We start from the raw sequence: 21,976 nt of genomic DNA, 5'->3' as shown, positions 1-21,976 counted from the left end.
GCCGGCCGCCGCTCCGGCGCTGGTGCGGGGCCTGCCGCGGCCACAGACACCGCCGCTGGTACGAGTGGCGCGGTTGGCACCGCCGCTTCGGCCGGCGCCCCCTCGGCCGGCGCCCCCTCGGCCGGTACCGATCCGGCCGCGCCGACGGCGGCCAGCACCCGGCCGGTTCTGCCGGCGGGGACGCTGCCCGTCCCGCCCACGGCACCCGTCGACGGCCAGTTCGGCGTCTACTTCACCGGGGTCGGCGGCACCGGGGTGGTCACCGCCAACCGGATCATCGCGACCGCGGCCGAGGCCGCCGGCTTCGTCGTCGGCGGGATGGACCAGACCGGCCTGTCCCAGAAGGCGGGCGCGGTCGTCTCTCACCTGCACCTGGCCGCCGATCGTGGCGCGCTGGGTTCGGCGACGGTCGGCACCGCGGGCGCCGACCTTTACCTGTCCGGCGACATCCTCCAGGCCGCGGCGGCCAGACATCTCGACCGGATCAGCCCGGATCGCACCGTCGCCGTGGTGGACATCGACGTGACGCCGACGTCGGCGATGCTGCAGAGCGGCGTCACCGCGCCCGACCCGGCCCTGCTGCGCCAGGCGATCGCCGAGCGGATCGGCACCGGTCAGGTCGCCTTCCTCGACTCGAAGCGGATCGCCGAGGACGTCTTCGCCAACCAGCTGCTCGCCAACATCGTGCTGCTCGGCGCCGCCTGTCAGCTCGGCGGCCTGCCAATGGGCCTGGCCGACATCGACGGGGCCATCCGCCGGCAGGGCAAGGCCGCCGCCGACAACCGGGCGGCCTTCGAGTGGGGCCGCTGGGCGGCTCACGACCCGGCGGCCGTCGACGCGGCGCTGGCCGGCGGCCATCCCGGCGCCGCCGGCACGTCCACCGCTTCGACGGGTGCGGCCGCGGCGGTGGGTACGCCCGGTTCCGCGGGTTCGGCTGGTTCCGCGGGCTCGTCCGGTCCGTCGGCGACCGGGCGCGGCAGCGGCACCCGTGATGGCGCGGGCGGGTTGTTCGAGCCGACCCTGGGCGCGCTCACCGCCGCCGGGCGGCTGGCCGCCGGCCGGGTCTGGCCGGCCATGCTGCCGGGCGAGCTGCGCGAGCTGCTGCTCCGCCGGGCCGCCCAGGTGGTCGACTACCAGAACGCCGCCCGTGCCGGCCGGTTCCTGGACCTGGTCGGGATCGCGCTCGCGCACGACGACATCTCGGGCGGGGCCGCCCAGGGCTTCGCGCTGACCCGGGCCGTCGCCGAATCCTGGTTCAAGCTGCTCACCTACAAGGACGAGTACGAGGTGGCCCGCCTGCACCTGCGGGCCGATCACGAGCGGACCGCCCGTGACCTCGGCATCGAGGGGCCCTACTCCGTCACCTACCACCTGCACCCGCCGACGCTGCGCCGGCTCGGCCTGTCCCGCAAACTGCCGATGGGCCGGCCCTACGCGGCCGGTTTCCACGTGCTGCGGGCGATGCGCGGGCTGCGGGGCACCCCGTTCGACCTGTTCGGCCTGGATCCGGACCGGCGCACCGAACGCGTCCTCATCACCGAGTACGAGCAGCTGATCACCGAGGCCGTCCGCCGGGCGGCGCACTCCGGCCCTGGCACCGGCGAGGGCGAGGGTGTGGGTGTGGGCACCTCCTACGCGGACCTGGTGCGCCTGGCCGAGTCCGCGATGGCCGTCAAGGGCTACGGCCCGATCAAGGAGGCCGCCATCGACCGCTGGCGGGTCCACGTGGCGGAGCTCACCCAAGGCCAGTAGAACGGACGCTGTGGCTGACATTGTGGGCGCCGACACCGTAACTCCATCGACGTTCTCGACCTCGCTGGGAGACTGTTCATGACGGGCCCGCTTGCGGACCTGCGGGTCATCGAGCTCGCTGGCATCGGTCCCGGGCCGCACGCCTGCATGGTGCTCGCCGACCTCGGCGCGGATGTCGTGCGGGTGCAGCGTCCCGGCGCCGCGCCGAAACTCACCGGTGACGTGCTGCTGCGCGGCCGCCGGGTGGTCGGTGCCGACCTGCGTGATCCCGTCGACCTGGACGGCGTGCTGCGGCTCGTCGATGCCGCCGACATCCTGGTGGAGGGATTCCGGCCCGGCGTCACCGAGCGCCTGGGCCTCGGGCCGGACGAGTGCCTCGCCCGCAACCCCGCGCTGATCTACGGCCGGATGACCGGCTGGGGGCAGCAGGGCCCGCTGGCCCAACGGGCCGGGCATGACATCAACTACATCTCGCTGACCGGCGCGCTGCATGCCGTCGGCCGGGCCGGCGAGCGTCCCGTGCCGCCGCTGAACCTGGTCGGGGACTTCGGTGGCGGCTCGATGTTCCTGCTGGTCGGCCTGCTCGCGGCACTGTGGGAACGGCAGCGCTGCGGGCGCGGCCAGGTCGTCGACGCCGCCATGGTGGACGGCGCGAGCGTCCTGACCCAGATGATGTGGTCGTTCCTGGACACCGGGGAATGGCGCGACGAGCGCGGCGTCAACCTGCTCGACGGCGGTGCGCCCTTCTACGACACCTACCGGTGCGCCGACGGCGGCCATGTCGCGGTCGGCGCGATCGAGGCCCCGTTCTACGCCGCGCTGCTCGCCGGCCTGGGGATCGATCCCGGCGCACTACCGGACCAGATGGACGAGTCCGGCTGGCCCGCCGTGCGTCAGCGGTTCACCGAGGTCTTCGCCACGAGGACCCGGGATGCCTGGGCCGAGACCTTCGCGGGCACGGATGCCTGCGTCACCCCCGTGCTCTCGTTCACCGAGGTGCCCCAGCACCCGCACATCGCCGCCCGCGGCTCCGTCACCAGCGTCCACGGTGTTCCGCAGGCGGCCCCCGCGCCCCGCTTTTCCCGCTCGGCCACGCCGACGCCGCCGGGCCCGATCCAGGTCGACACCGCCACCGTGCTCGCCGACTGGGAGCGGCCCCGCCTCCCCAGCCCGACCGCCGCCGGCACCGCCACCACCACAGGCACCATCGGCGCGGGTGCCACCCGTACAGGCCCCACCGGAACAGGAGAACCTGGCACATGAAGATCGAGAACAGTGTCGCGCTGGTGACCGGCAGCGCGTCCGGGCTGGGCCTGGCCACCGCCCGGCGGCTGGTCGCCGGCGGGGCGAAGGTGGTCCTGGTCGACCTGCCCAGCTCCCCCGGGGAGCAGTCGGCCAAGGAACTGGGCGACGCGGCGGTGTTCGCCCCGGCGGACGTGACCGACGAGGCCGCCGTCGCCGCGGCCCTCGACATCGCCGACGGGCTCGGTACGCTTCGCGTCGCCGTCAACTGTGCCGGCACCGCCAGCGCGGTCCGGGTGCTCGGCAAGAAGGGCGTGTTCCCGCTCGACGCGTTCACTCGGGTCGTCACCATCAACCTGATCGGCACGTTCAACGTGATCCGCCTCGCCGCCGAGCGGATCGTGCGCCACGAGCCCGTCGACGGCGAACGCGGCGTGATCGTCAACACCGCGTCGGTGGCCGCGTTCGACGGCCAGATCGGCCAGGCGGCCTACTCGGCGTCCAAGGGCGGCGTCGTCGGCATGACCCTGCCGATCGCCCGTGACCTGGCCGACAAGCTCATCCGGGTGAACACCATCGCCCCCGGCCTGTTCGACACCCCGCTACTGGCGAGCCTGCCGGAGGAGGCCCGCCGGTCACTCGGCCAGCAGACCCCGCACCCGAGCCGGCTCGGTGATCCGTCGGAGTACGCGGCGCTGGTCGCGCACATCGTCGAGAACCCGATGCTCAACGGCGAGACCATCCGTCTCGACGGCGCCATCCGCATGGCCCCCCGGTAGGAGATCGCAGATGCCGGACTCGACCCCGCGCACCGTCTACACCCACGACCACGAGCTGTTCCGGGGCTCGGTGGCGTCGTTCATCAAGACCGAGGTGGCGCCGCACGACGCCCGCTGGGAACAGGCGGGCCTCATCGACCGCTCCCTGTACCTGCGGGCCGGCGAGGCCGGCCTGCTGATGCAGTCCACCCCCGAACGCTACGGCGGGGCCGGCATCGACGACTGGCGGTTCAGCGCCATCGTCAGCGAGGAACTCGGCCGGGCCGGCTACGCCGCGGCGACGCTCTCCCTCGCCCTGCAGAACGACATCGTCGGGCCGTACATCCTGGAGCTGACGAACGACGAGCAGAAGCAGCGCTGGCTGCCCGGTTTCACCTCGGGTGAGCTGATCGGCGCCATCGCCATGACCGAGCCCGGCGCCGGCAGCGACCTGTCCGGCATCGCGGCGTCCGCCGTCCGCGACGGCGATCACTATGTGCTCAACGGCGCGAAGACGTTCATCTCCACCGGGCAGAACGCCGACCTCGTGGTCGTCGCCGCGCGCACCGGCCCGGACCGCCATCGCGGCCTGACCCTGCTCGTCGTCGAACGCGGCATGCCCGGGTTCGAACGCGGCCGCAACCTGGACAAGCTCGGCCTGCACGGCCAGGACACCAGCGAGCTGTCCTTCGCCGACGTGCGGGTGCCGGTCGCCAACCGGCTGGGGGAGGAGGGCGAGGGCTTCTACCAGCTCATGCGTAACCTTCCGCAGGAGCGGCTCTCACTGGCGGTGGGCGCGGTCGCGGCGGCCGAGGGCATCCTCGCCCGCACGCTGGAGTACGTCACGACCCGGCGCGCGTTCGGCAAGACCGTCGGCTCGTTCCAGCACAGCAAGTTCCTGCTCGCCGAGCTGCACACCGAGGTCGACATCGCCCGGGTGTTCATCGACCACTGCGTCGAGCTGCACAGCCGCCGGGAGCTGACCGCCGCCCGCGCCGCGAAGGCCAAGTACTGGACCACCGAACTACAGGTCCGTGTCGCTGACCGCTGCCTGCAGCTGCACGGCGGATACGGCTACATGCGCGAGTACGCGATCTGCCGCGCCTTCGCCGACGCCCGCGTCCAGACCATCTACGGCGGCACCACCGAGATCATGAAGGAGATCATCGGCCGCGACCTCGGCCTCTAGACCGACGTCCTCTCGGCGCCGCACCCCGGCCCCACCCACCCACCCACCCACCCACCCACTCGGCCACCCAGCCACCCAGCCACCCACCGTCCATCTGCCCACCTGCCCACCTGCCCACCTGCCATCCACCGCCCACTGCCCCCCGGAACGAAGATCGCTACCTTCTGCGGCGCTCCCCGGAGCAAGATCCGCCAACACAGGTCGTTGTGGGGGGCATATCGGACATGAACGCCCCCGCAACGACCTGCTTGGATCTTTCCCCACCGCGCCCCGACGCTTTCGATTGCAGAGCGTGATTTCTGGTCGTCTGGCGGTCGAGGTGCGGTGCGGTCGGTGCGGAGACCAGGTGGCCGCTCAGGTCGTCCCCGCGTCGAACGCGGTGATGTCCGAGAGCTGACGCCACAGCTCGCGTTCCACCCGGGATGGCGGCCGGATGGACGGGAGCCGATCGAGAAGGTCCGGCGGAACCAGTGGCTGGGGCTGGGGCTGGCGCTGAGGCCGGGGGATGGGTGGCCGGGGCCGGATGCCCGTCTCGGCGAACGCCGCCGTCTCCGCGAGGATTCTCAGCTCGCGGACGACGGCCCGCAACACCCATCTCACTGCCGCCCGAAGGCGCTGCGTGCCGTGGACCATGGCTCGATGATTGGCACTCGGACTAAAGTTCCGCTTAGGTCAAGATGATCGAGCCGGGTAGGGCGCGCTGTCGGCGCGCGGGCTGGGCATCGGCGCGCGGTGGGCTCAGCGCGCCGGGCTGAGTGTGCGCCGGGCTCAGTGTGCGCGACGCGGGGGCCGCGGGCCGCCGTGCCCGCCGATCGGCTGGGTGTAGGTCTCGGAGACGCTGCGCAGGCTGTGGTCGGCGAGTTCGCAGCCGCGCCCGTAGGCGCCGATCGCCAGTGGGCCGTGCTGGGCGACGGCCGCCCAGGCGTCGCCCAGCCGTCGGACGCGGAACTCGACCCGGTCCTCGTGCACCGTGACCGGCACTGTTGGCCACGACCGCGTCCCATCGTTCAGCGGCGCCGCCGCGCGCCGGAAGTCCGCTTCGGCCCGACCCGTGCCGCCGTCGCGGGGGAACGCCAGACTCAGCGCACCGACCTGGCTGTCGATCGCGGCGTCGCGCTTGGCCTCCAGGGGGCCGGTGGTCCCATGCCACGAGCTGCCGAGCCCGCGCCAGGTCGACACGACGAGGGTGCTCCCACCCCGCGCACGGTGGCCGAAGCTCAGGTGCCACATCGGCTGCTCGGGCGCCCCTCGCACGGTGCCCCATCCCTCGACCCACCGCTGTTCGAACACCCGCGTCCCGGCGGGGGCGGTCGGGAACGCGCCGAAGACCGGGAAATCCCACTGTCGCGGCGGTTCGGGCATCACCCCGGGACCCCGCAGGTCGGCCAGGTAGAGCGCCCCGAGCGCCCGCTGCCATTCGTCCGCGTCCGCGTCAGGTGTCTGGATCTGTCGCCGCAGGTGCCACGCGGCCTCGCCGACGTAGGCGGGGCCCAGCCCCGCGAGCTCGCGGGAGGCGTCCATGGCGTCGGACAGCTCGACGTCGCCCCGATACTCACCGATCACCGACCGCAGGCCGTACGCGGCGTACGTGACGTGCTCCCCGCCCAGCCCCGCCAGCAGTAGTGCGCCCTCGATGCGGATGTCCATGCTGAGGTGGTAATTGGTGAGGACACGGAGCCTGATCTGGTCGACGGCCTGCGCGACGTGCGGCGGCCCGAGTGCGATGAGCCGGCGCGCCTCGGCGACCACCGCCTCGGGATCCTCCCGCCAGGGCGTGTCCCGTCGCTGGCGCGCCCTGCGGACCTGCGCGTCCTCGCTCTGGTCGTCGGCCGTGGAGCCTCCTTCACGCGAACACGGGGCAGGGTGGTGGCGCGCGTCGCCACGCTCGACGCCCAGGCGCCCGAGCCCACTGCACCGACGACCACCGTAGTCACGCCGACGCGCGTCGCGCCGGTTTGACGGAGGAGATTCGCTATGGTCGGTTCCCTGGCCTTCGTCGTCCTGGTGTCCTTTCGGCGCAGAAGAGAGTCTCACGGTGACGTATCGGTTCGATCCGGAGTTGGCCGCGGTGACCCCGACCCTGCCGGCGCTGGACTTCGCCGACGTGGGCGCGGTGCGGGCGTCGCTCGGCGAGGCCCGGCGCGGCCAGCACCGGGACACCACCGGAGTCGACGTCCGGGTCGTCCACGTTCCCGGGCCGCCGGACGCCCCGGCGGTCGCGGTCCGGGTCTACCGGTCCGAACCGGCGCGCACCGCCGAGCGGGCCGGTGCCACCGCCGGAGTCCTGCACATGCATGGCGGCGCGTTCATCGTCGGCGACCGCGGCATCGAGGGGGCCTGCCTCGACCTGGTGCGAGCGCTGGATGTCGTCGTCGTGGCGGTCGACTACCGTCTCGCCCCGGAGCACCCGTTCCCCGCCGCGCTGGAGGACTGCTACGCCGCGTTGACGTGGCTTTCGGCCAACGCCGCCGGTCTCGGCGTCGACCCGGCCCGCATCGCCGTGCGCGGAGCCAGCGCCGGCGCCGGACTGGCGGCCGGGCTGGCCCTGCTCGCCCGCGACCGCGGTGGGCCGCCGCTGTGTTTCCAGTTCCTCAGCATGCCCGAGATCGACGACCGGCTCGACACCCCCAGCATGCGCCAGTTCGTCGACACCCCGGTGCTCGACCGCGCGAGCGCGGTCCTGAGCTGGAACGCCTACCTCGGCGAGGGCCTGCCCGGAACGCCGGACGTCTCGCCCTACGCGGCGCCCGCCCGGGCGGCCGACCTGGCCGGCCTGCCGGCCGCCTATCTCTCGGTGATGGAGTTCGACCCGCTGCGCGACGAGGGCATCGCCTACGCGCAGGGGCTGCTCGCCGCCGGGGTTCCGACCGAACTCCACCTGTTCCCTGGCACGTTCCATGGCTCCGGCGGGATCGTGGCGCGTGCCGCCGTCAGCCGACGTGAACGCGCCGAGGCCACGACCGTCCTGGCCAGAGCGCTCGGCCTCGCGCGCGAAGGCGCCGACGCGTGAGCGGCGATGGGGGCGCCGGGAGCGGGGCGCCGTCGCTTGTCCTGGTGGAGGTGGCGGATCGGGTCGCGACGGTCACGCTGAACCGGCCCGCGGTGCGCAACGTGCTCAGCCGGGCCCTGATGGCCGGCCTGTGGGACGCGATGGTCGCCTTGGGCGCCGATGACGAGGTCGACGCCGTCGTGCTCACCGGCGCGGACCCGGCGTTCTGCGCCGGCATCGACCTGCGTGAGATCTCCGGCGAGACGCCTTCGGACGCCGAGCGCCGTGCGACCGATGCTGGCCAGGGTGGTACTGGCACGGACAGTGGCCGCCTGGGCAACGGTGCGAGTGTGACGCCTGTCCAGGACCCGGTCGGCCTGCACCGGTTCCTGCCGGTGATCGACAAGCCGGTCATCGGTGCTGTCGACGAGGCACACGCCCTCGAAGGCCTGCTGTCCGCGACATGGCGGCCCGGCACCAGCCAGGTCGCCGACCGTCGCGCCGACGTCATCCGCCGGGGCCGCACCCAGCTCGACCCCTGACCCGCCCCCGCTGCCCGCCCCGACCGTCCTCGTCGCCGCACGTGACGGCGGACCGGCCACCGGCGACCTCAGACCTGCCCCGCGGGCGCGGCCTCGGCTGCGTCCGGGCCGGACCGGCTGGTGGGCACCTCGACCTCGGGGGACGGCGCCTCGGGAGACGGGGCCACCGAGGCGGGTGGCAGCAGGCCGCTCGCGGCCAGGATGACGGCCGCAGCGCCGAGGGCGAACCCGTGCACACCGTGGAAGCCCGCCATCGCGGAACTGGCGGTGGCGAGGATCAGCGTGACCACGGCGATGCCGATGGCCGCGCCGAGCTGGTTGAGGATGTAGAGCACGGAGCTGCCCTGCGGCACGTCGGCGGGCGGCAGCGTCCGGTACAGCGAGCCCATCGTCGGGGCGCCGACGAAGCTGAGCCCGGCGCCGACCACGAACGCGGCCAGCGCCGGCCACACCTCGCTGGTGTGGGCGCCGACCAGGACGAAGCCGAACTCGCCGAGCGCGGCGACCACCGCACCGCCGCGCACCAGCCGGCGCGGCCCGATCCGGTCGGAGAGCCGACCCGACAGCGGCATGCACAGGACGGCGGCCACCGCGAACGGCGCCACCAGCAGGCCGGAGGCGAGCGTTCCCTCGCCGTGCTGCTGCTGGTAGTACAGCGGCAGCACGAACAGGTTCGCGAACATCGCGAGCCCCACCAGCATCATGATCGCCACACTCGCGCTGAACCCACCGCGGCCGAACAGCCGCAGGTCGATCAGCGGCGGCGGGCCCGGCCGCCGGGCCGCCCGCCGCGCGTGCGATCCGTACCCACCGAGCAGCACGACCGCCGCCACCAGCGGGACGAGCACCTGCCACGCGGCCGCCGTGGTGCGCTCGGCGGTCTGGGTCAGCGCCAGCACCACGCCGGCGAATCCGGGCCCGAGCAGCGCGACCCCCACGACATCGAGCCTGGCCGCGCCCGCGGCCTGCGCGGATGCGGGGGAGCCGGACGCGGGGGAGTCAGACGTGCGGGCGGCGGGGGCGGGGGCGGCCAGGCTGGGCGGTGCGTCGCGCGGCACCACGCGGATCGCGCCGAGCAGTGCCACCACCCCGATCGGCAGGTTGATCAGAAACATCCAGCGCCAGGAGACGGTCTCCAGGACGAGCCCGCCGACGATCAGGCCGAGCACCGGACCGGACGAGAGCACCATGCCCATCAGCCCCATCACCCGCCCGGCGCGGCGCGGCCCGGCGGCGCGGGCCAGCAGCGTGAGCACCAGCGGGTCGAGCACCCCGGCGGCCAGCCCCTGCAGGACCCGGAACACGATCAGGCTGGCGACGTTCCAGGCGAGGCCGGAGGCCAGCGACGCGCACAGGAACGCGGCCAGCGCGGACAACCACAGCCGCCGCGCGCCCACTCGGCCGACCGCCCAGGTGGTGACGGGGATCGCGACCGTGAGCGCGAGCAGGTAGCCGGTGGAGACCCAGCCGATCGTGCTCAGCGAGGTGTCGAACCGGTCGGCGAGGGTGCCGACGCCGACGGCGACGACGGACCCGTCCAGGATCCCCATGATCCCGCCGAGGAGCACCACGGTGATCAGGCGTCGCAGCGGGCGGTCGAGCCGTCGGGCACTCTCGGCGATCTCGGCGCCGTTCGTGTCCTCGATGATCGTCACTGAAGTGCCTCCCGATGGATTCCTTTTTGCACTGGCGAGTGCATCATAGTGCTCGATCGGGTTCCCTGGGGGGCGGGGCGGTACCGTGATGCGGTGGGCGCGATCACGGATGACGCGAGGTCGTCGGAGGGCCGGGTGAGCCCGCGAGGCCGTCCCGACAAGCGAGAGGCGATCCTGCGCACCGCGTTCACCGTCTTCGCGCGGGAGGGTTACGCCCAGGCCACACTGGACGCCATCGCGGCCGAGGCGCGGGTGGCCAAGCACACGATCTACAACCACTTCGGCGACAAGCAGACCTTGCTGCGCGCGGCTCTTACCGCCGAGGCGGACCTGGCGCGGGCGAAGAACATGGCCGCCGTCGACCTGCTGCGTGACTGCGTCGGCGACCCGCGGCCCGCGCTGGAAGCCGTCGGGCTGCGCGTCATCCAGTGTTTCTGCGACGACGGCGGTTGGGCGCTGCGCCGCCTGTTCTATGCCGAGCTTCCCCAGTTCCCCGACCTGCTCGACATCATCGAGGGTCGCGCTGCGAGCCCGGTCACCGAGGCCCTGGCCGACCGGCTCGCCCGCCTGGCCCTTGCCGGACAGCTGCGGCTCACCGATCCGTCCGCCGCCGCCGAGCAGCTCTCCGCCCTGCTCACCGGCTCGTTGGAATCCCGTGGCCGGTTCGGCACCCGCCGGATCCCCGAGGACGAGATGCGCGCGGTCGCGCGGGCCGCCGTCGATACCTTCCTGCACGCCTTCGGGGGCGAAAGGCGGTAATCGGGCGCTGTGTACGGCCCCGTTTTCGTGTTTCCGTCATCCGCGGTCGTGCGGACGACGGGGCCGCGGTCTGGCCGACCGGCCTTTCCACATGGGACCATGGTGGGAGTGACCGGTAAAGCCGGAAAAATCGGGGGCGATTCCTCCATGCGTTATGACAGTTATCTGGCCACGAACGAGGACCTGTCCTTCCAGATCCGACTGCATTGGGTGGTCTTCGCCAGGGTGGTGCTGGAGACGGTCGGCGTCCTCGCGGCCGCCGCGGCCATCTCCGTCTACACGACGGTGCGGCATGCCGGCGCGCACCTGTTGGTCACGCTGCTCTGGTGGGTGGCGGTGGCCGCGGTCGTCCGGCTGCTGTGGCGGCTGCTCGACTGGCATCTGACGGTTCTGCTCATCACGAGCTCGCGCATAATGCGGGTGTCGGGAATCGTCTCGCGGCGGGTGCAGAGCATGCCCCTGTCGAAGATCACCGACCTGTCCTACACCCTGGATCCCAACGGACGCCTTCTCGGCTACGGCACCTTTGCCATGGAGACCGAGGGCGATCACAAACACGCGCTGGAGAAGGTCGAGCACGTTCCCCATCCGGACCGGTTCTACCTGCGGCTGTGCGACAGCATCTTCGGGGGCGCTCCCGAGCCGGCCGTGGACGACTAGCCTGCGTGCCAGGACCTCCCGCAGGCTGAGGGTGGCCCTCGCTCGGTCCGTGCCCGGCCGACGTCGGGCCAGGCCGGGCCGCGTAGCCTCACATGGTGGCTCTGGAGCAGAAGCTTGACTTCGCGGACCTGCTGGCGCTCGAGAGCGTGGACCGCGACATCTTCCGCGGCCGCTGCCACGAGGGCGCACCGATGCGCGCCTTCGGCGGGCAGGTCGCGGCCCAGGCCCAGACCGCGGCCGGCCGCACGGTCGAGGCCGATCGCCGGATGCACTCGCTGCACGGCTACTTCCTGCGCCCCGGCCGCACCGACATGCCCATCGTCTATCTGGTCGACCGGCTGCGGGACGGCCGCTCGTTCACGACTCGCCGCGTGGACGCGGTCCAGGATGGCGAGACCATCTTTTCGATGTCGGCGTCCTTCCAGGTTCCCCGCGACGCCCAGGACGCGCACCAGATGCGGGCGCCGGACGTTCGCCTCCCGCGCGACGCCCCGTCGCGATGGGAGCGGATGGAGAAGTCCTCCGAGTTCGTACCGTTCCAGTCGCTCGACATCCGCGTCGCGCGGGACTTCGCCGAGGGTGGCCCCTCCGGGGACGGAATGCCGCGGCAGAGTGTCTGGGTCCAGGTCAACCAGGTGCTGTCGGACGACCCGCTGCTGCACGTCTGCGCGCTGACCTACCTCTCCGACGTCACCCTGGCCGCCACCGCGCTGCGGCCCCACGCGGACCGGCCCGGCAAGGTCGATCTGGTCTCACTCGATCACGCGGTCTGGTTCCACCGCCCGTTCCGGGTGGACGACTGGCTGCTGTTCGAGCAGGACAGCCCCATCCTGTCCGGCACCCGGGGGCTGTCCCGAGGCACGTTCTTCACCCGCGACGGCCAGCTCGTCGCCTCCGTCGTCCAGGAAGCCGGTGTGCTGCGCCGCTGAGGTGCCCGTGGCGCTGAACGGCTGTGCCGCTGGAGTGGCTGTGCCGCTGGAGTGGCTGGGCTGTGCCGCTGGCCGTCACGTCGGTGTCGCCGGGGGGAGACGGTCCCGCTAGCGTGCTGGCCATGAGCGACGCGATCACGCCGGTCCAGCCCGAGTACGCTCCCGCCGACGTCGCCGATCTGCGGGATCGGCTGCGCCACACCCGTTGGACCGAGCGTGAGCCGGTCGACGACTGGTCCCAGGGCGTTCCCCTCGGGTATCTGCGGGAGCTATGCGAGTACTGGGCCGACGGCTATGACTTCGCCGCCGCCCAGGGACGGCTGCGCGCGTTCCCGCACTGGCGTACCTCCCTCGACGGGCTGGGCATCCACTTCCTGCATGTGCCCTCGCCCCATCCCGGCGCGCTGCCGCTGCTGCTCACCCATGGCTGGCCCGGGTCGGTGGTGGAGTTCCTCGGCGTGATCGACGCGCTGACCAACCCACCGGACCCGGCGGACGCGTTCCACCTGGTGATCCCGTCGCTGCCTGGCTACGGCTGGAGCGACAAGCCGACCTCCCCCGGTTGGGGCACGCGGCGCATCGCCCGCGCCTGGGATGACCTCATGGCCCGGCTGGGCTACGAGCGGTACGGCGCGCAGGGCGGCGACTGGGGCGCGATGGTCACGACGAGCCTCGCCCAGCAGCGCCCCGACCGGCTGGCCGGCGTGCACATCAACATGCCGCTCGTCCCGTTCGGACCGGCGCCCGGGGAGGAGCTCACCGCCCGCGAGCAGGCGGCCCTCGACCGGCTCACCGAGCACACCACCTGGGGGATGGGCTATTCGACCCAGCAGTCCACCCGCCCGCAGACCCTCGGTTACGGTCTGGCCGATTCACCGGCCGGGCAGTGCGCATGGATCGTCGAGAAGTTCCATGCCTGGACCGACTGCGACGGCCACCCGGAGAAGGCGCTGTCCCGCGACCAGATCCTCGACGACATCTCCGTCTACTGGTTCACCGGGACGGCGACCTCCTCCTCCCGGCTCTACTGGGAAAGCCTGCGCACGGTCGACTTCGACGAGGTGGCGGTACCGTCCGGCATCTCGGTGTTCCCCGGCGAGATCTTCCAGACCTCGCGGCGCTGGGCCGAGCGGCGCTTCACCGACCTGCGCTGGTTCGGTGAACCGGCCCGCGGCGGCCACTTCGCCGCCTTCGAGCAGCCGGCGCTGTTCGTCGACGAGGTCCGCCGCTTCTTCCGCCTCGTCCGCTGACCGGCGGCGGCGCGGCCCACCTGCTAGCCCGGCGTGGCGGAGACGTCAGGGAGCGCACTCGGAGCCGGCGGCGCCGTGCTCGTCGGGGCGGACCTCGGACCAGTCGAGGCCCTCGAGGTTGACGACGATCGCCTCCTGGGTGGTGCGGGCGATCACGACCACGGCCTCGACCGAGGGGTCGGGATTCTCCTCGCGGTGCGGGACGTAGGGCGGGACGAAGACGTAGTCGCCGGGGGCGGTCTCGATGCGGGTCTCGACCGGCTCGTCGCCATCGACGTCGAGGAAGACGAAGGCGGGGTTGCCGGCCACGACGTAGATCGCGGTCTCGGATGCGCCGTGGTGGTGGTTGGCCGACGACGTGGCCGCGGGGACGTGGGTCTGGCCCATCCACAGGTTGCGGGCGCCGACGGTCTTGCCGCTGATCGCCTCGCGGCGGCGCATTCCGGTGGTCTGGGTGGTGTCGCCGATCAGGGCGGTGGGGGCGACGCGGTGCAGGCGGCGGTGGAACGGGTCGATGTCGGCGGGCAGCAGGACGCCGCTGGGGGTGCGGACGTACGGCCCGTCGGCGCTGCCAGCGGGCACGTGAACGGCGGGCATCAGACTCAGGCTCCCTTGACGAGGGCGAGACCCCTGCCCGCGGGTCTCGCGAGCAGGTCACGCAGAGCACCGGTCACCTCGCGGGTGACCGGTTCGGCGAGTCCGCTGCGCGACCAGACCGCGAGCGGCAGCGCGCCGGGGGTGGGCAGGTCGTCGAGCGGGACGAGCCCTGGCGGAGTCTGGCGCAGCGTGGCCATCAGCGCAACGCCGAGGCCGGCTCCGACCGCCGCCTGCACGCCCGCGAGCTGCAGGGCCTCCGCGCCGATCACCGCGGACAGGTCGTGCCGGGACAGTGTCTCGAGCGCGCGGGTGCGCAGCGCGCACGGATGGTCGAAGGCCACGACCGGGATCGGCCCGGATGCGGCGGGACGGCGCCAGCCGGGGGCGGCATACCAGGTCAGCTCCAACTCACCGACCGGCTCCGCGCGCGGGTCGTCGGCCGGGCCGAGCAGCAGGGCGAGGTCGAGGCCACCGCCGTCGAGCCGGTCGCGCAGGTTGCTGCCCCGGTCGATCCGGAAGCGGATCTGCTGGTGGGGCAGCGTGCGCTCCAGGGCCGCGCTCAGGTAGGGCAGCAGCTGGGCCGCGGCGTGCTCCGTCGACCCGATGATGATCGTCCGCTCGTCGACGAGGCCGAACTCCTCGATCGCCTCGTCGTGCAGGGCGAGGATGCGCCTGGCCTGGGCGAGCAGCTTCTCCCCGTCGGTGGTCAGCCGGGAGCCGCGGCCCTGGCGCTCGACGAGCAGCCGGCCGGTGGCCGTCTCCAGGCGGCGCACGTGCTGGCTGACGGCGGCCTGGCTCAGGTGCAGCGACGTCGCCGCCCGCTGGAAGCCGCCACAGTCCGCGACAGCGACGAGGCTGCGCAGCGGGGCGATGTCCAGGATCCGGCGCATGTCGACCAGATTACTCGACAATGCATCACGATCCGCGATGAATCGTCATCGCGAAGCGTCGTTGGACATTGCGCGCCCAACGCCGCATGCTTGGCGCCATGACCCAGTCGACCTGCGTGTTGCTCACGCGTTGTCGCTGGCTTGATCTCGCTCGCGGCCAGGCAGCGCTCTGTTGCTGAGCTGACCGGCGGGCCCGATGGGCCGGGTGCTCACCCGGCTGCCGTCCCCGCTGTCCCGCTGACTTCCTGTCTCCGCTGCCTCCGCCCCGCCCACCCTCGGCCATCACTCTGCGAGCGTCCGCCTCCCGGGTGGGCGCCCCGTCGGCGCGCGTCCGTCCAGGAAGGTCCTCACGCCCATGTCGTCCCGTCGCACCCTGAAACTCGGCGCCGTCCTGTTCGGCGTCGGCGGCCCCGGCCAGCACACCACCTGGCTGGACCCCGACATCCCGACCAACGCGAGCGTCGACGTGCGGTGGTACATCGCCCGGGCACAGCAGGCCGAGGCGGCGAAGTTCGACCACGTCTTCATCGTCGACAGCCAGTTCATCACGCCGGACTCCCCGCATCACTACCTCAGCCGGCTCGAGCCGCTGACGCTGCTGTCCGCCGTCGCCGTGCACACCAGCCACATCGGCCTGGTCGGCACGATCACCACGTCCTACAACGAGCCGTTCAACGTGGCCCGCCGGCTTGCCTCGCTGGACCACATCAGCGGCGGACGCGCCGGCTGGAACGTCGTGACCAGCGGCGATGCGGGCACCGCCGGCAACTACAGCCGGGACGCGCACTTCGACTACGCCACCCGCTACGGCCGCGCCCTGGAGCATGTGCGGATCGCGCAGGGCCTGTGGGACTCCTATGAGGCCGACGCCTTCCCCCGGGACCGGGACCGTGGCGTGTTCTTCGACCGGACGCGGCAGCACCCGCTTGACCACCGCGGCGACTACTTCTCCGTCGTCGGCCCGCTCAACCTGGAGCGCACCCCGCAGGGCCAGCCGGTCATCTTCCAGGCCGGCGACTCCGAGGAGGGCCGTGACCTGGGCGCGAGTATCGCCGAGGCGATCTTCACCCACGCGGTGAGCCTGGAGCAGGCGCAGGTCTTCCGCCGCGAGATGCGGGCCAGGGTGGCCGGCAAGGGCCGTGATCCCGAGCATCTGCTCATCGTCCCCGGCATCTCCCCGATCATCGCCGACACCGACGCCGAGGCCAGGGAGAAGGAGCGGGCGATCCGCGGCGAGCTCGGCTTCGACCGTGCCCTGGCCGAGCTTGGCCGCCCCTTCGGCTGGCACGACTTCTCCCGCTACGACCTGGACGCACCGTTCCCCGAGGTGAGCGACGCCGGTGCGCTGAGCTTCCGCACGCACGCCGAGGCGATCACGAAGCTGGCCCGGGAGAACAATCTCACTCTGCGCCAGGTCGTCCAGCACCAGATTGACGCCCGCCGCTCACCGTTCGTCGGCACGCCGCTGACCGTCGCGAACGAGATCCAGCGCTGGTTCGAGGCGGACGGCTTCGACGGCATCAACGTCATGGTCAACTCGGCGCGGGAATTCGCCCTGTTCACCGACGGCGTGCTGCCGATCCTGCGGGAACGCGGGATCGTGCGCACGGAATACGACGCCACCACGTTGCGTGGCAACCTCGGCCTGCCTGTTCCCGAGAACCGCCACACCGCGGCCCGTGAGAGTCAGCGGTCGGCCGAGACGCCCGTGGTCGCGGCTGTCTCCTGACGCGGCTACTTCCGAAGCGGCTACTTCCGACGCGGCTTCCTGCGACCTGGTATCAGGTTGAAGCGGGAACAAATTCGTGTCGATACGAGTCCCGATCTGTACGACTCTCGAATCCGGCACGAGACCGGCACGGCTGCACGACCGGCCCAACATCACGACCCGAACGGTGGAGGCAGGCAGATGGTGAGTCCCCCGCAGGTCTTCGATCCCCTTCGGTTGCGGCACGTGTTCGGGGCATTTCCATCCGGGGTGGCGGCGGTGGCCGCGGTCGTCGACGGTGCCCCGGTGGGGATGGCGGTGAGCTCGTTCACCTCGGTCTCCCTGGACCCGCCGCTGGTCTCGGTGTGCGTCGCGCACAGCTCGAACACCTGGCCGGTGCTGCGGACCGCGCCGCGGCTCGGGGTGAGCATCCTCAGCGCCGCCCAGGAACGGGCCGGTCGGCAGCTCGCCGGGCGGGGGGTCGACCGGTTCGCCGAGCTTGCCTGGCGGACGACCGGCGACGGAGCCGTCCTGCTCGACGGCGCCGGCGGCTGGCTGGAGACGAGCGTCGAGCAGCAGGTCCGCGCCGGTGACCACGACATCGTCTTGCTGCGCGTGCACGACCTCGACGCCGACCACGACGTGAGCCCGCTCGTCTTCCACGCCAGCCGCTTCCACCGCCTGGAGCGCTGACCAGCGCCTCAGGTGACCAGCGCCGAGGTGGCTGGTTGCCGGGCGATCAGCCTTCGAGACTGGCGACGGAGACGTCCCAGAGGCGGGCGGCGGCCTCGGGGTCAAGGGCGTAGGGGGCGACGCCGTTGCGGGCGGTCAGCGCGCCGACCTCGGCCTCGTGGCAGTCCTCGAAGTACCGGCCACCCACCCCGGTCAGCAACGGTGACGTGGCGAGCAGCACCGTGGTGGCCGCGCCCTGCTCGGGGGTCTTCCAGCGCAGTGCCGGGGCTGGTTGCAAACCCGGGGCCGTGCTCGCGGTGGCGCGCAGCCGCTCGAGCTCCTCCTCGGTGATGTGGCGCTGCAGGTTGGTGCGGATGCCACCGGGCATCAGCGCGTTGACGGTGATGCCGTCGGCCGCCCACCGCCTGGTGGCCTCGACGGCGAACAGCACGTTGGCCGTCTTGGACTGCCCGTATGCCAACCACGGGTCGTACGCGCGGCGCTCGAAGTGGATGTCGTCGAAGACGACGGGGGAGCGATGGTGGGCACTCGAGCTCACCGAGACCACGCGGGCCTGCTGGCTGGGTGAGCTGGCCGCGGCCGCGGCGAGGGCGGGACGCAGGCCGGTGGCCAGGGCGAAGTGGCCGAGATGGTTGGTGGCGAACTGCAGCTCGTAGCCCCGCGCGGTGCGCGTCAACGGCGTGGCCATGACGCCGGCGTTGTTGACCAGGATGTCCAGGGGACCGTCCCAACCGGCGACGAACGCGGCCACGCTGGCCGGGTCGGCGAGGTCGAGCCGGCCGACGGGCACGCTCTTCGCCCCGGTCGACGCACTGATCTCGGCGGCGACCCGCTCGCCGGCGGCGACGTCGCGCACGGCCAGCGTCACCTCGGCTCCGGCGTCGGCGAGGGCCCGGGCCGTCTCGATGCCGATGCCCGAGGCGCCGCCGGTCACCACCACGCGACGCCCGGTGAGGTCGACGCCCTCCATCACCTCCGCGGCGGTCGACTCGGCACCAAAGGGGGTCGTGATCAGGTCACTCATCGGGCGTCCCTTCCGGGAAGATCAGTAGAATCAGGCGGAGGATCTATCGCTTTGGTGTGATGTCCAGTCTAACCGGAGGGTCCTCCGGAACATTCCGTCCGTCGGCGCGGTGACGGCGGGCACGAGGGATGGTGCGCATGGCAGGGAGTCCGGACGCGGGACCGCGTCCGCTGCGTGCCGACGCGCGGCGTAACCGGGAGCGGCTGCTCGAGGTCGCGGTGCGGGTGCTGTCCCAGGGCGGCCCGGACGTCTCGCTCGAGGCGATCGCCCGGGAGGCGGGGGTCGGCATCGGCACCCTCTACCGCCACTATCCGACCCGCGAGGCCCTCGTCTACGCCGCTTACCAGGGTGAGCTCGACCGGCTCTGCGGTGGCGTCGACGAGCTGCTCGCCGCTGCGCCGCCGCGGGCAGCGCTGCGGGCCTGGATGGACCGGTTCTTCGACTACATGACGACCAAGCGTGGCATGGGCGACGCGCTGCGCGCGCTGATCGCCTCCGGGGGGGATCCGTTCGCCCGCAGCCGGTCGCGGCTGACAACGGCGACGGCGACCCTGCTGCGAGCCGGCGCGGCCACCGGCGAGCTGCGCGACGATGTCGAACCGGATGACGTGCTGGTCAGCCTCAGCGGCATCTGCCTGATCGCTCTCGACCGGGCGGACCGTGACCAGGCCGGACGCCTGCTTGACCTGCTGATGGACGGCCTGCGGCCCATCCGTTCGTAGCAGGCCCCCCGCCGCCAGGCCGGCTCAGCGCCGCCAGGCAAGCATCGGGTAGGGGCCGGTACCCAGGGCCGCCCGGGGGACCGCGGTGTGCGGGCGGGCGCCGGCCACCGGGCGCAGCCAGAACCGGTGCGCGATGCTCGCGATCGTGAGGGTCGCCTCGGCCAGGCCGAACGTGTCCCCGATGCATTTGCGGCTGCCCCCGCCGAACGCGGTGAACGCGCCGGCGGGGATCGCCCGGGCCCGCTCGGGCAGCCAGCGGTCGGGGTCGAAGCGCTCCGGGTCGTCGAACAGGGCGGCGCTGTGCCCCATCGCGTATGGGCTGTAGAGCACGATCGAGCCCTTCGGAAGGGCGTGTCCGCCAAGCTCGGTGTCCTCGGTGGTCAGCCGGGTCAGCACCCAGGCCGGCGGGTAAAGCCGCAGGGTTTCGTGCAGGACCCGGGCGGTGTACTGCAGCGCGGGAATGTCGGCGACCCGCGGGGGCCGGTCGCCGACGACGCCCGCCAGCTCCGCGTGCACGCCGGCCTCCACCCGGGGGTTCTCGGCCAGCACGTGCAGCACCCAGGCGATCGCGTTCGCCGTGGTCTCGGTGCCGCCGATGAGCAGCGTCATGACCTGGTCGAACACCTCCGCATCGGTGAGCCGGGGCGGGGCGGTGGCGCCGGGGGCGGCCTCATCGTCGCGGGCGGAGATCAGGATCGAGAGCAGGTCACCGTGGTCGGTCGCGTCGCGCCGCTGCGTCTCGACGGTCTCGCCGATGATCGTGAGTATCCGCTGGCGAACCTCGTCGAACCGGCGGTTGGCGGGCAGCGGGATCTTCTCCCACCAGTCGAACGGCGCGACCGTGCGCTGGTAGACCCCGCGCATGATGATCGGCATGCACTCGGCGACCTCGGCGACGATGGGCTTGCCGGCGACGTCGGTGGCGAACATCGTGCGCGCGGTGATCCGAAGGGTCAGGGTGTGCAGCGCCTCGCTGATGTCGATCGGCACGCCCTCGCGCCACTCGTCGAGCACGCTGGTGATCTCCTCCTGCATGAGCTGCAGGTAACCGCCGAGGCGGCCGGAGTGGAAGGCGGGCTGCATCATCCGGCGCAGCCGGCGGTGCAGCTCCCAGGGGGCGCTGACCAACCCGTCACCGATGAGCAGCCGCACCTTGTCGAACAGCGGACCGCCCTTGTCGTAGATCCGCGCCCGGACCAGCACCTCGTTGACAAGATCAGGATGGCAGGCGAGATACGCCGGACGCGGGCCGAGATCGATCTGGACGAGATCCCCCTGCGCCGGCAGGGACGCGAGGAACGCCAGCGGCCGGCGCCAGAGTTGCCCGGTGTGCCCGAGCCCCGGCAGCCGGCCGTCGGCCACGGCGAACGTGTAGGAACCCGTGGTCCGCGGGCTGGTCCTCATCGCACCACCTAAGACCCACCCGGCGGGTGGTCGCCAGCCGGCAGGCGCTCGTCAGTCGGAAGGGGGATCAGGGGGGCCCGCTCGTCGGTCGTAAGAGGCGTCGGGCGGAAACGGGTGACCGGGGCGTGCAGGTCGATCCAGCCCGAGGTCGAGCCGTCCCAGACCGCGCCGTCGCCGAAGTAGCGCGGAGTGAGGTACTCGAACTCCTGGCTGCCGCCCATGAGCAGGTCGACGGCGCCGAGGTAGGCGCGGACGTCCGCGCGTGCGCCGAGCGGGCCGGCGAGCAGCGCGTCCCGGGTGCGGGTGTACTCCCGCTCGTGCCAGGCGACCAGTTCGCACAGCCGGTCGACCGCTGCCTGTAGCGGCAGGCCGTCGTGTTCGACCAGGACCCGCACGACGGTCATCGGGTCGTCCTGGGCGTGCTCCTTGCGCCAGGACAGCAGGTCGTTGACGATGATCATCTGGCGGCGGCAGTGGTCGTGGACCTCGGCGAGTTCGGTGCGCAGGTCGCTGAGGTCGACCTCGGCGCCGTACTCGGTCATCAGCTCGATGAAGTCGCAGCCGAAACTGTCCAGCCGTACGGCCAGGCACGTCTCGTAGTCGGGCACGGCGCCGGCGAGCTTCGTGTCGATCTCGGTCGCGCAGCCGCGCAGGAAGTCGGCCAGGGCGGTGACCAGGCGCTGCGTCTGGGCCCGGCTGAGCCCCGCACTGATCCGCCGCCACAGGTCGCGCGCGGCCCGCCCGTAGGCGACCTGGTCCACCCGCGGCTCGTCGGCCGCGGTGGCGCGCGGCCGGCCGCGGATCTGGCCGGGGATCTGGTCGGGGATGAAATCGCTGACGATCGAGCCGAAGACGGCGAGCGCGTCGTCGAGATCCGCTCCGAGCCCGGTCCGGTCGGAGACGAAGGTGTCGATCACCGTGACGAACTGATACCAGTCGGCAACGTCGCGGGCGCGGCCCGCGCCGGCATCCGGGATCGTGAGCGGGCCGTAGAGCCCGTTGCGCTGGCGGAGAAAGAAAAGCAGCTCGGATTCGCTGGCAAAGCAGTCGGCGAGGTATTCCCGCACCCACCCGTTGGACGCGAACTCGATCTGCGCCGCCTTTGGATGGTATCGAAAGGGCAGCGTCCGCGGAAGCTCGGGAAGGAAGAACTCGCGCACCGGACCGGACGACGGCGCTTCCATCTCGTCGGTGTCTCCCTGGAATCCGCGGA

The 21,976-nt window shown here is 72.3% G+C and carries 21 protein-coding genes; 13 read left to right on the top strand and 8 right to left on the bottom strand.

What is annotated here, in order from left to right:
* The 4 genes from MXD95_RS21175 to MXD95_RS21160 form a co-directional block, all read left to right on the top strand.
* On the top strand, positions 1–1,752 hold a 1,752-nt coding region (locus tag MXD95_RS21175), incomplete at its 5' end, for a DUF6537 domain-containing protein (RefSeq protein ID WP_250642429.1).
* A gap of 78 nt (positions 1,753–1,830) precedes the next feature.
* A complete protein-coding gene (locus MXD95_RS21170) occupies positions 1,831–3,015 on the top strand; it encodes a CaiB/BaiF CoA transferase family protein (protein ID WP_250642428.1) in 1,185 nt (394 codons plus the stop codon).
* Complete coding sequence (locus tag MXD95_RS21165; protein ID WP_250642427.1) at positions 3,012–3,773, top strand: 3-hydroxyacyl-CoA dehydrogenase; 762 nt, start codon at positions 3,012–3,014, stop codon at positions 3,771–3,773. The genes MXD95_RS21170 and MXD95_RS21165 overlap by 4 nt, the downstream gene beginning before the upstream one ends.
* Positions 3,774–3,783: 10 nt before the next feature.
* Positions 3,784–4,941, top strand: coding sequence for an acyl-CoA dehydrogenase family protein (locus MXD95_RS21160; RefSeq protein ID WP_250642426.1), 1,158 nt, complete (start codon positions 3,784–3,786; stop codon positions 4,939–4,941).
* A 354-nt stretch (positions 4,942–5,295) separates the two neighbouring features.
* On the opposite strand, the gene MXD95_RS21155 is transcribed toward MXD95_RS21160, so the two are convergent.
* Positions 5,296–5,574, bottom strand: a complete 279-nt coding sequence (locus MXD95_RS21155; RefSeq protein WP_250642425.1) for a hypothetical protein — start codon at positions 5,572–5,574, stop codon at positions 5,296–5,298.
* A 135-nt stretch (positions 5,575–5,709) separates the two neighbouring features.
* A complete protein-coding gene (locus MXD95_RS21150; RefSeq protein WP_250642424.1) occupies positions 5,710–6,690 on the bottom strand; it encodes a hypothetical protein in 981 nt (326 codons plus the stop codon).
* A 286-nt stretch (positions 6,691–6,976) separates the two neighbouring features.
* On the opposite strand from MXD95_RS21150, the gene MXD95_RS21145 reads away from it, so the two are divergent.
* Positions 6,977–7,951 (top strand): alpha/beta hydrolase fold domain-containing protein, encoded by a 975-nt coding sequence (locus MXD95_RS21145; RefSeq protein ID WP_250642423.1) that lies wholly within the window; start codon positions 6,977–6,979, stop codon positions 7,949–7,951.
* Positions 7,948–8,472, top strand: a complete 525-nt coding sequence (locus tag MXD95_RS21140) for an enoyl-CoA hydratase-related protein (RefSeq protein WP_250642422.1) — start codon at positions 7,948–7,950, stop codon at positions 8,470–8,472. Before MXD95_RS21145 ends, MXD95_RS21140 begins: the two co-directional genes overlap by 4 nt.
* 68 nt (positions 8,473–8,540) lie before the next feature.
* On the opposite strand, the gene MXD95_RS21135 is transcribed toward MXD95_RS21140, so the two are convergent.
* Positions 8,541–10,127, bottom strand: a complete 1,587-nt coding sequence (locus tag MXD95_RS21135) for an MFS transporter (RefSeq protein WP_308301541.1) — start codon at positions 10,125–10,127, stop codon at positions 8,541–8,543.
* A gap of 135 nt (positions 10,128–10,262) precedes the next feature.
* Between MXD95_RS21135 and MXD95_RS21130 the strand changes: the two genes are divergently transcribed.
* The 4 genes from MXD95_RS21130 to MXD95_RS21115 all read left to right on the top strand — a co-directional run bounded on the left by MXD95_RS21130 (position 10,263) and on the right by MXD95_RS21115 (position 13,725).
* The gene (locus tag MXD95_RS21130) at positions 10,263–10,886 is read left to right on the top strand and encodes a TetR/AcrR family transcriptional regulator (RefSeq protein ID WP_250642421.1); all 624 of its coding nucleotides are present in this window, start codon (positions 10,263–10,265) and stop codon (positions 10,884–10,886) included.
* 147 nt (positions 10,887–11,033) lie between these two features.
* Positions 11,034–11,546, top strand: a complete 513-nt coding sequence (locus MXD95_RS21125; RefSeq protein WP_250642420.1) for a PH domain-containing protein — start codon at positions 11,034–11,036, stop codon at positions 11,544–11,546.
* Positions 11,547–11,641: 95 nt separating this feature from the next.
* Complete coding sequence (locus tag MXD95_RS21120) at positions 11,642–12,475, top strand: acyl-CoA thioesterase (protein WP_250642419.1); 834 nt, start codon at positions 11,642–11,644, stop codon at positions 12,473–12,475.
* Between the two features lie 122 nt (positions 12,476–12,597).
* Positions 12,598–13,725: an epoxide hydrolase family protein gene (locus MXD95_RS21115; protein ID WP_250642418.1), complete on the top strand. Its 1,128-nt coding sequence runs from the start codon at positions 12,598–12,600 to the stop codon at positions 13,723–13,725.
* A 45-nt stretch (positions 13,726–13,770) separates the two neighbouring features.
* On the opposite strand, the gene MXD95_RS21110 is transcribed toward MXD95_RS21115, so the two are convergent.
* Positions 13,771–14,322: a cupin domain-containing protein gene (locus tag MXD95_RS21110; protein WP_250642417.1), complete on the bottom strand. Its 552-nt coding sequence runs from the start codon at positions 14,320–14,322 to the stop codon at positions 13,771–13,773.
* Positions 14,323–14,327: 5 nt separating this feature from the next.
* Positions 14,328–15,233: a LysR substrate-binding domain-containing protein gene (locus tag MXD95_RS21105; protein WP_308301540.1), complete on the bottom strand. Its 906-nt coding sequence runs from the start codon at positions 15,231–15,233 to the stop codon at positions 14,328–14,330.
* A 334-nt stretch (positions 15,234–15,567) separates the two neighbouring features.
* Here MXD95_RS21105 and MXD95_RS21100 point away from each other — a divergent pair, with 334 nt between their 5' ends.
* Entirely contained in the window at positions 15,568–16,941 is a 1,374-nt protein-coding gene (locus tag MXD95_RS21100) for an LLM class flavin-dependent oxidoreductase (protein ID WP_250642416.1), read from the top strand.
* Between the two features lie 180 nt (positions 16,942–17,121).
* On the top strand, positions 17,122–17,613 hold the full coding sequence (locus tag MXD95_RS21095) for a flavin reductase family protein (protein WP_250642415.1): 492 nt from the start codon (positions 17,122–17,124) through the stop codon (positions 17,611–17,613).
* Positions 17,614–17,659: 46 nt separating this feature from the next.
* Here MXD95_RS21095 and MXD95_RS21090 read toward each other — a convergent pair whose 3' ends face one another.
* Positions 17,660–18,637 (bottom strand): SDR family NAD(P)-dependent oxidoreductase, encoded by a 978-nt coding sequence (locus tag MXD95_RS21090; RefSeq protein WP_250642414.1) that lies wholly within the window; start codon positions 18,635–18,637, stop codon positions 17,660–17,662.
* Positions 18,638–18,774: 137 nt separating this feature from the next.
* On the opposite strand from MXD95_RS21090, the gene MXD95_RS21085 reads away from it, so the two are divergent.
* Entirely contained in the window at positions 18,775–19,359 is a 585-nt protein-coding gene (locus MXD95_RS21085; protein ID WP_250642413.1) for a TetR/AcrR family transcriptional regulator, read from the top strand.
* 24 nt (positions 19,360–19,383) lie between these two features.
* On the opposite strand, the gene MXD95_RS21080 is transcribed toward MXD95_RS21085, so the two are convergent.
* Complete coding sequence (locus MXD95_RS21080; protein WP_250642412.1) at positions 19,384–20,763, bottom strand: cytochrome P450; 1,380 nt, start codon at positions 20,761–20,763, stop codon at positions 19,384–19,386.
* 8 nt (positions 20,764–20,771) lie between these two features.
* Positions 20,772–21,947 carry a terpene synthase family protein gene (locus MXD95_RS21075; protein ID WP_250642411.1) on the bottom strand — a complete coding sequence of 392 codons (1,176 nt, stop codon included), beginning with the start codon at positions 21,945–21,947 and terminating at the stop codon, positions 20,772–20,774.
* Positions 21,948–21,976: the final 29 nt, after the last annotated feature.

The sequence above is a fragment of the Frankia sp. AiPa1 genome (assembly GCF_023243075.1).
GTDB lineage: Bacteria > Actinomycetota > Actinomycetes > Frankiales > Frankiaceae > Frankia.
This window is presented reverse-complemented; position numbering and strand designations above follow the sequence as displayed.

Excerpts from the sequence above, each read along its gene's own strand:
- MXD95_RS21095 (WP_250642415.1), top strand. The coding sequence starts at position 17,122 with ATGGTGAGTCCCCCGCAGGTCTTCGATCCCCTTCGGTTGCGGCACGTG.
- MXD95_RS21090 (WP_250642414.1), bottom strand. The coding sequence starts at position 18,637 with ATGAGTGACCTGATCACGACCCCCTTTGGTGCCGAGTCGACCGCCGCG.
- MXD95_RS21080 (WP_250642412.1), bottom strand. The coding sequence starts at position 20,763 with ATGAGGACCAGCCCGCGGACCACGGGTTCCTACACGTTCGCCGTGGCC.
- MXD95_RS21125 (WP_250642420.1), top strand. The coding sequence starts at position 11,034 with ATGCGTTATGACAGTTATCTGGCCACGAACGAGGACCTGTCCTTCCAG.
- MXD95_RS21085 (WP_250642413.1), top strand. The coding sequence starts at position 18,775 with ATGGCAGGGAGTCCGGACGCGGGACCGCGTCCGCTGCGTGCCGACGCG.
- MXD95_RS21165 (WP_250642427.1), top strand. The coding sequence starts at position 3,012 with ATGAAGATCGAGAACAGTGTCGCGCTGGTGACCGGCAGCGCGTCCGGG.
- MXD95_RS21155 (WP_250642425.1), bottom strand. The coding sequence starts at position 5,574 with ATGGTCCACGGCACGCAGCGCCTTCGGGCGGCAGTGAGATGGGTGTTG.
- MXD95_RS21110 (WP_250642417.1), bottom strand. The coding sequence starts at position 14,322 with ATGCCCGCCGTTCACGTGCCCGCTGGCAGCGCCGACGGGCCGTACGTC.
- MXD95_RS21115 (WP_250642418.1), top strand. The coding sequence starts at position 12,598 with ATGAGCGACGCGATCACGCCGGTCCAGCCCGAGTACGCTCCCGCCGAC.
- MXD95_RS21100 (WP_250642416.1), top strand. The coding sequence starts at position 15,568 with ATGTCGTCCCGTCGCACCCTGAAACTCGGCGCCGTCCTGTTCGGCGTC.
- MXD95_RS21075 (WP_250642411.1), bottom strand. The coding sequence starts at position 21,947 with ATGGAAGCGCCGTCGTCCGGTCCGGTGCGCGAGTTCTTCCTTCCCGAG.
- MXD95_RS21170 (WP_250642428.1), top strand. The coding sequence starts at position 1,831 with ATGACGGGCCCGCTTGCGGACCTGCGGGTCATCGAGCTCGCTGGCATC.
- MXD95_RS21160 (WP_250642426.1), top strand. The coding sequence starts at position 3,784 with ATGCCGGACTCGACCCCGCGCACCGTCTACACCCACGACCACGAGCTG.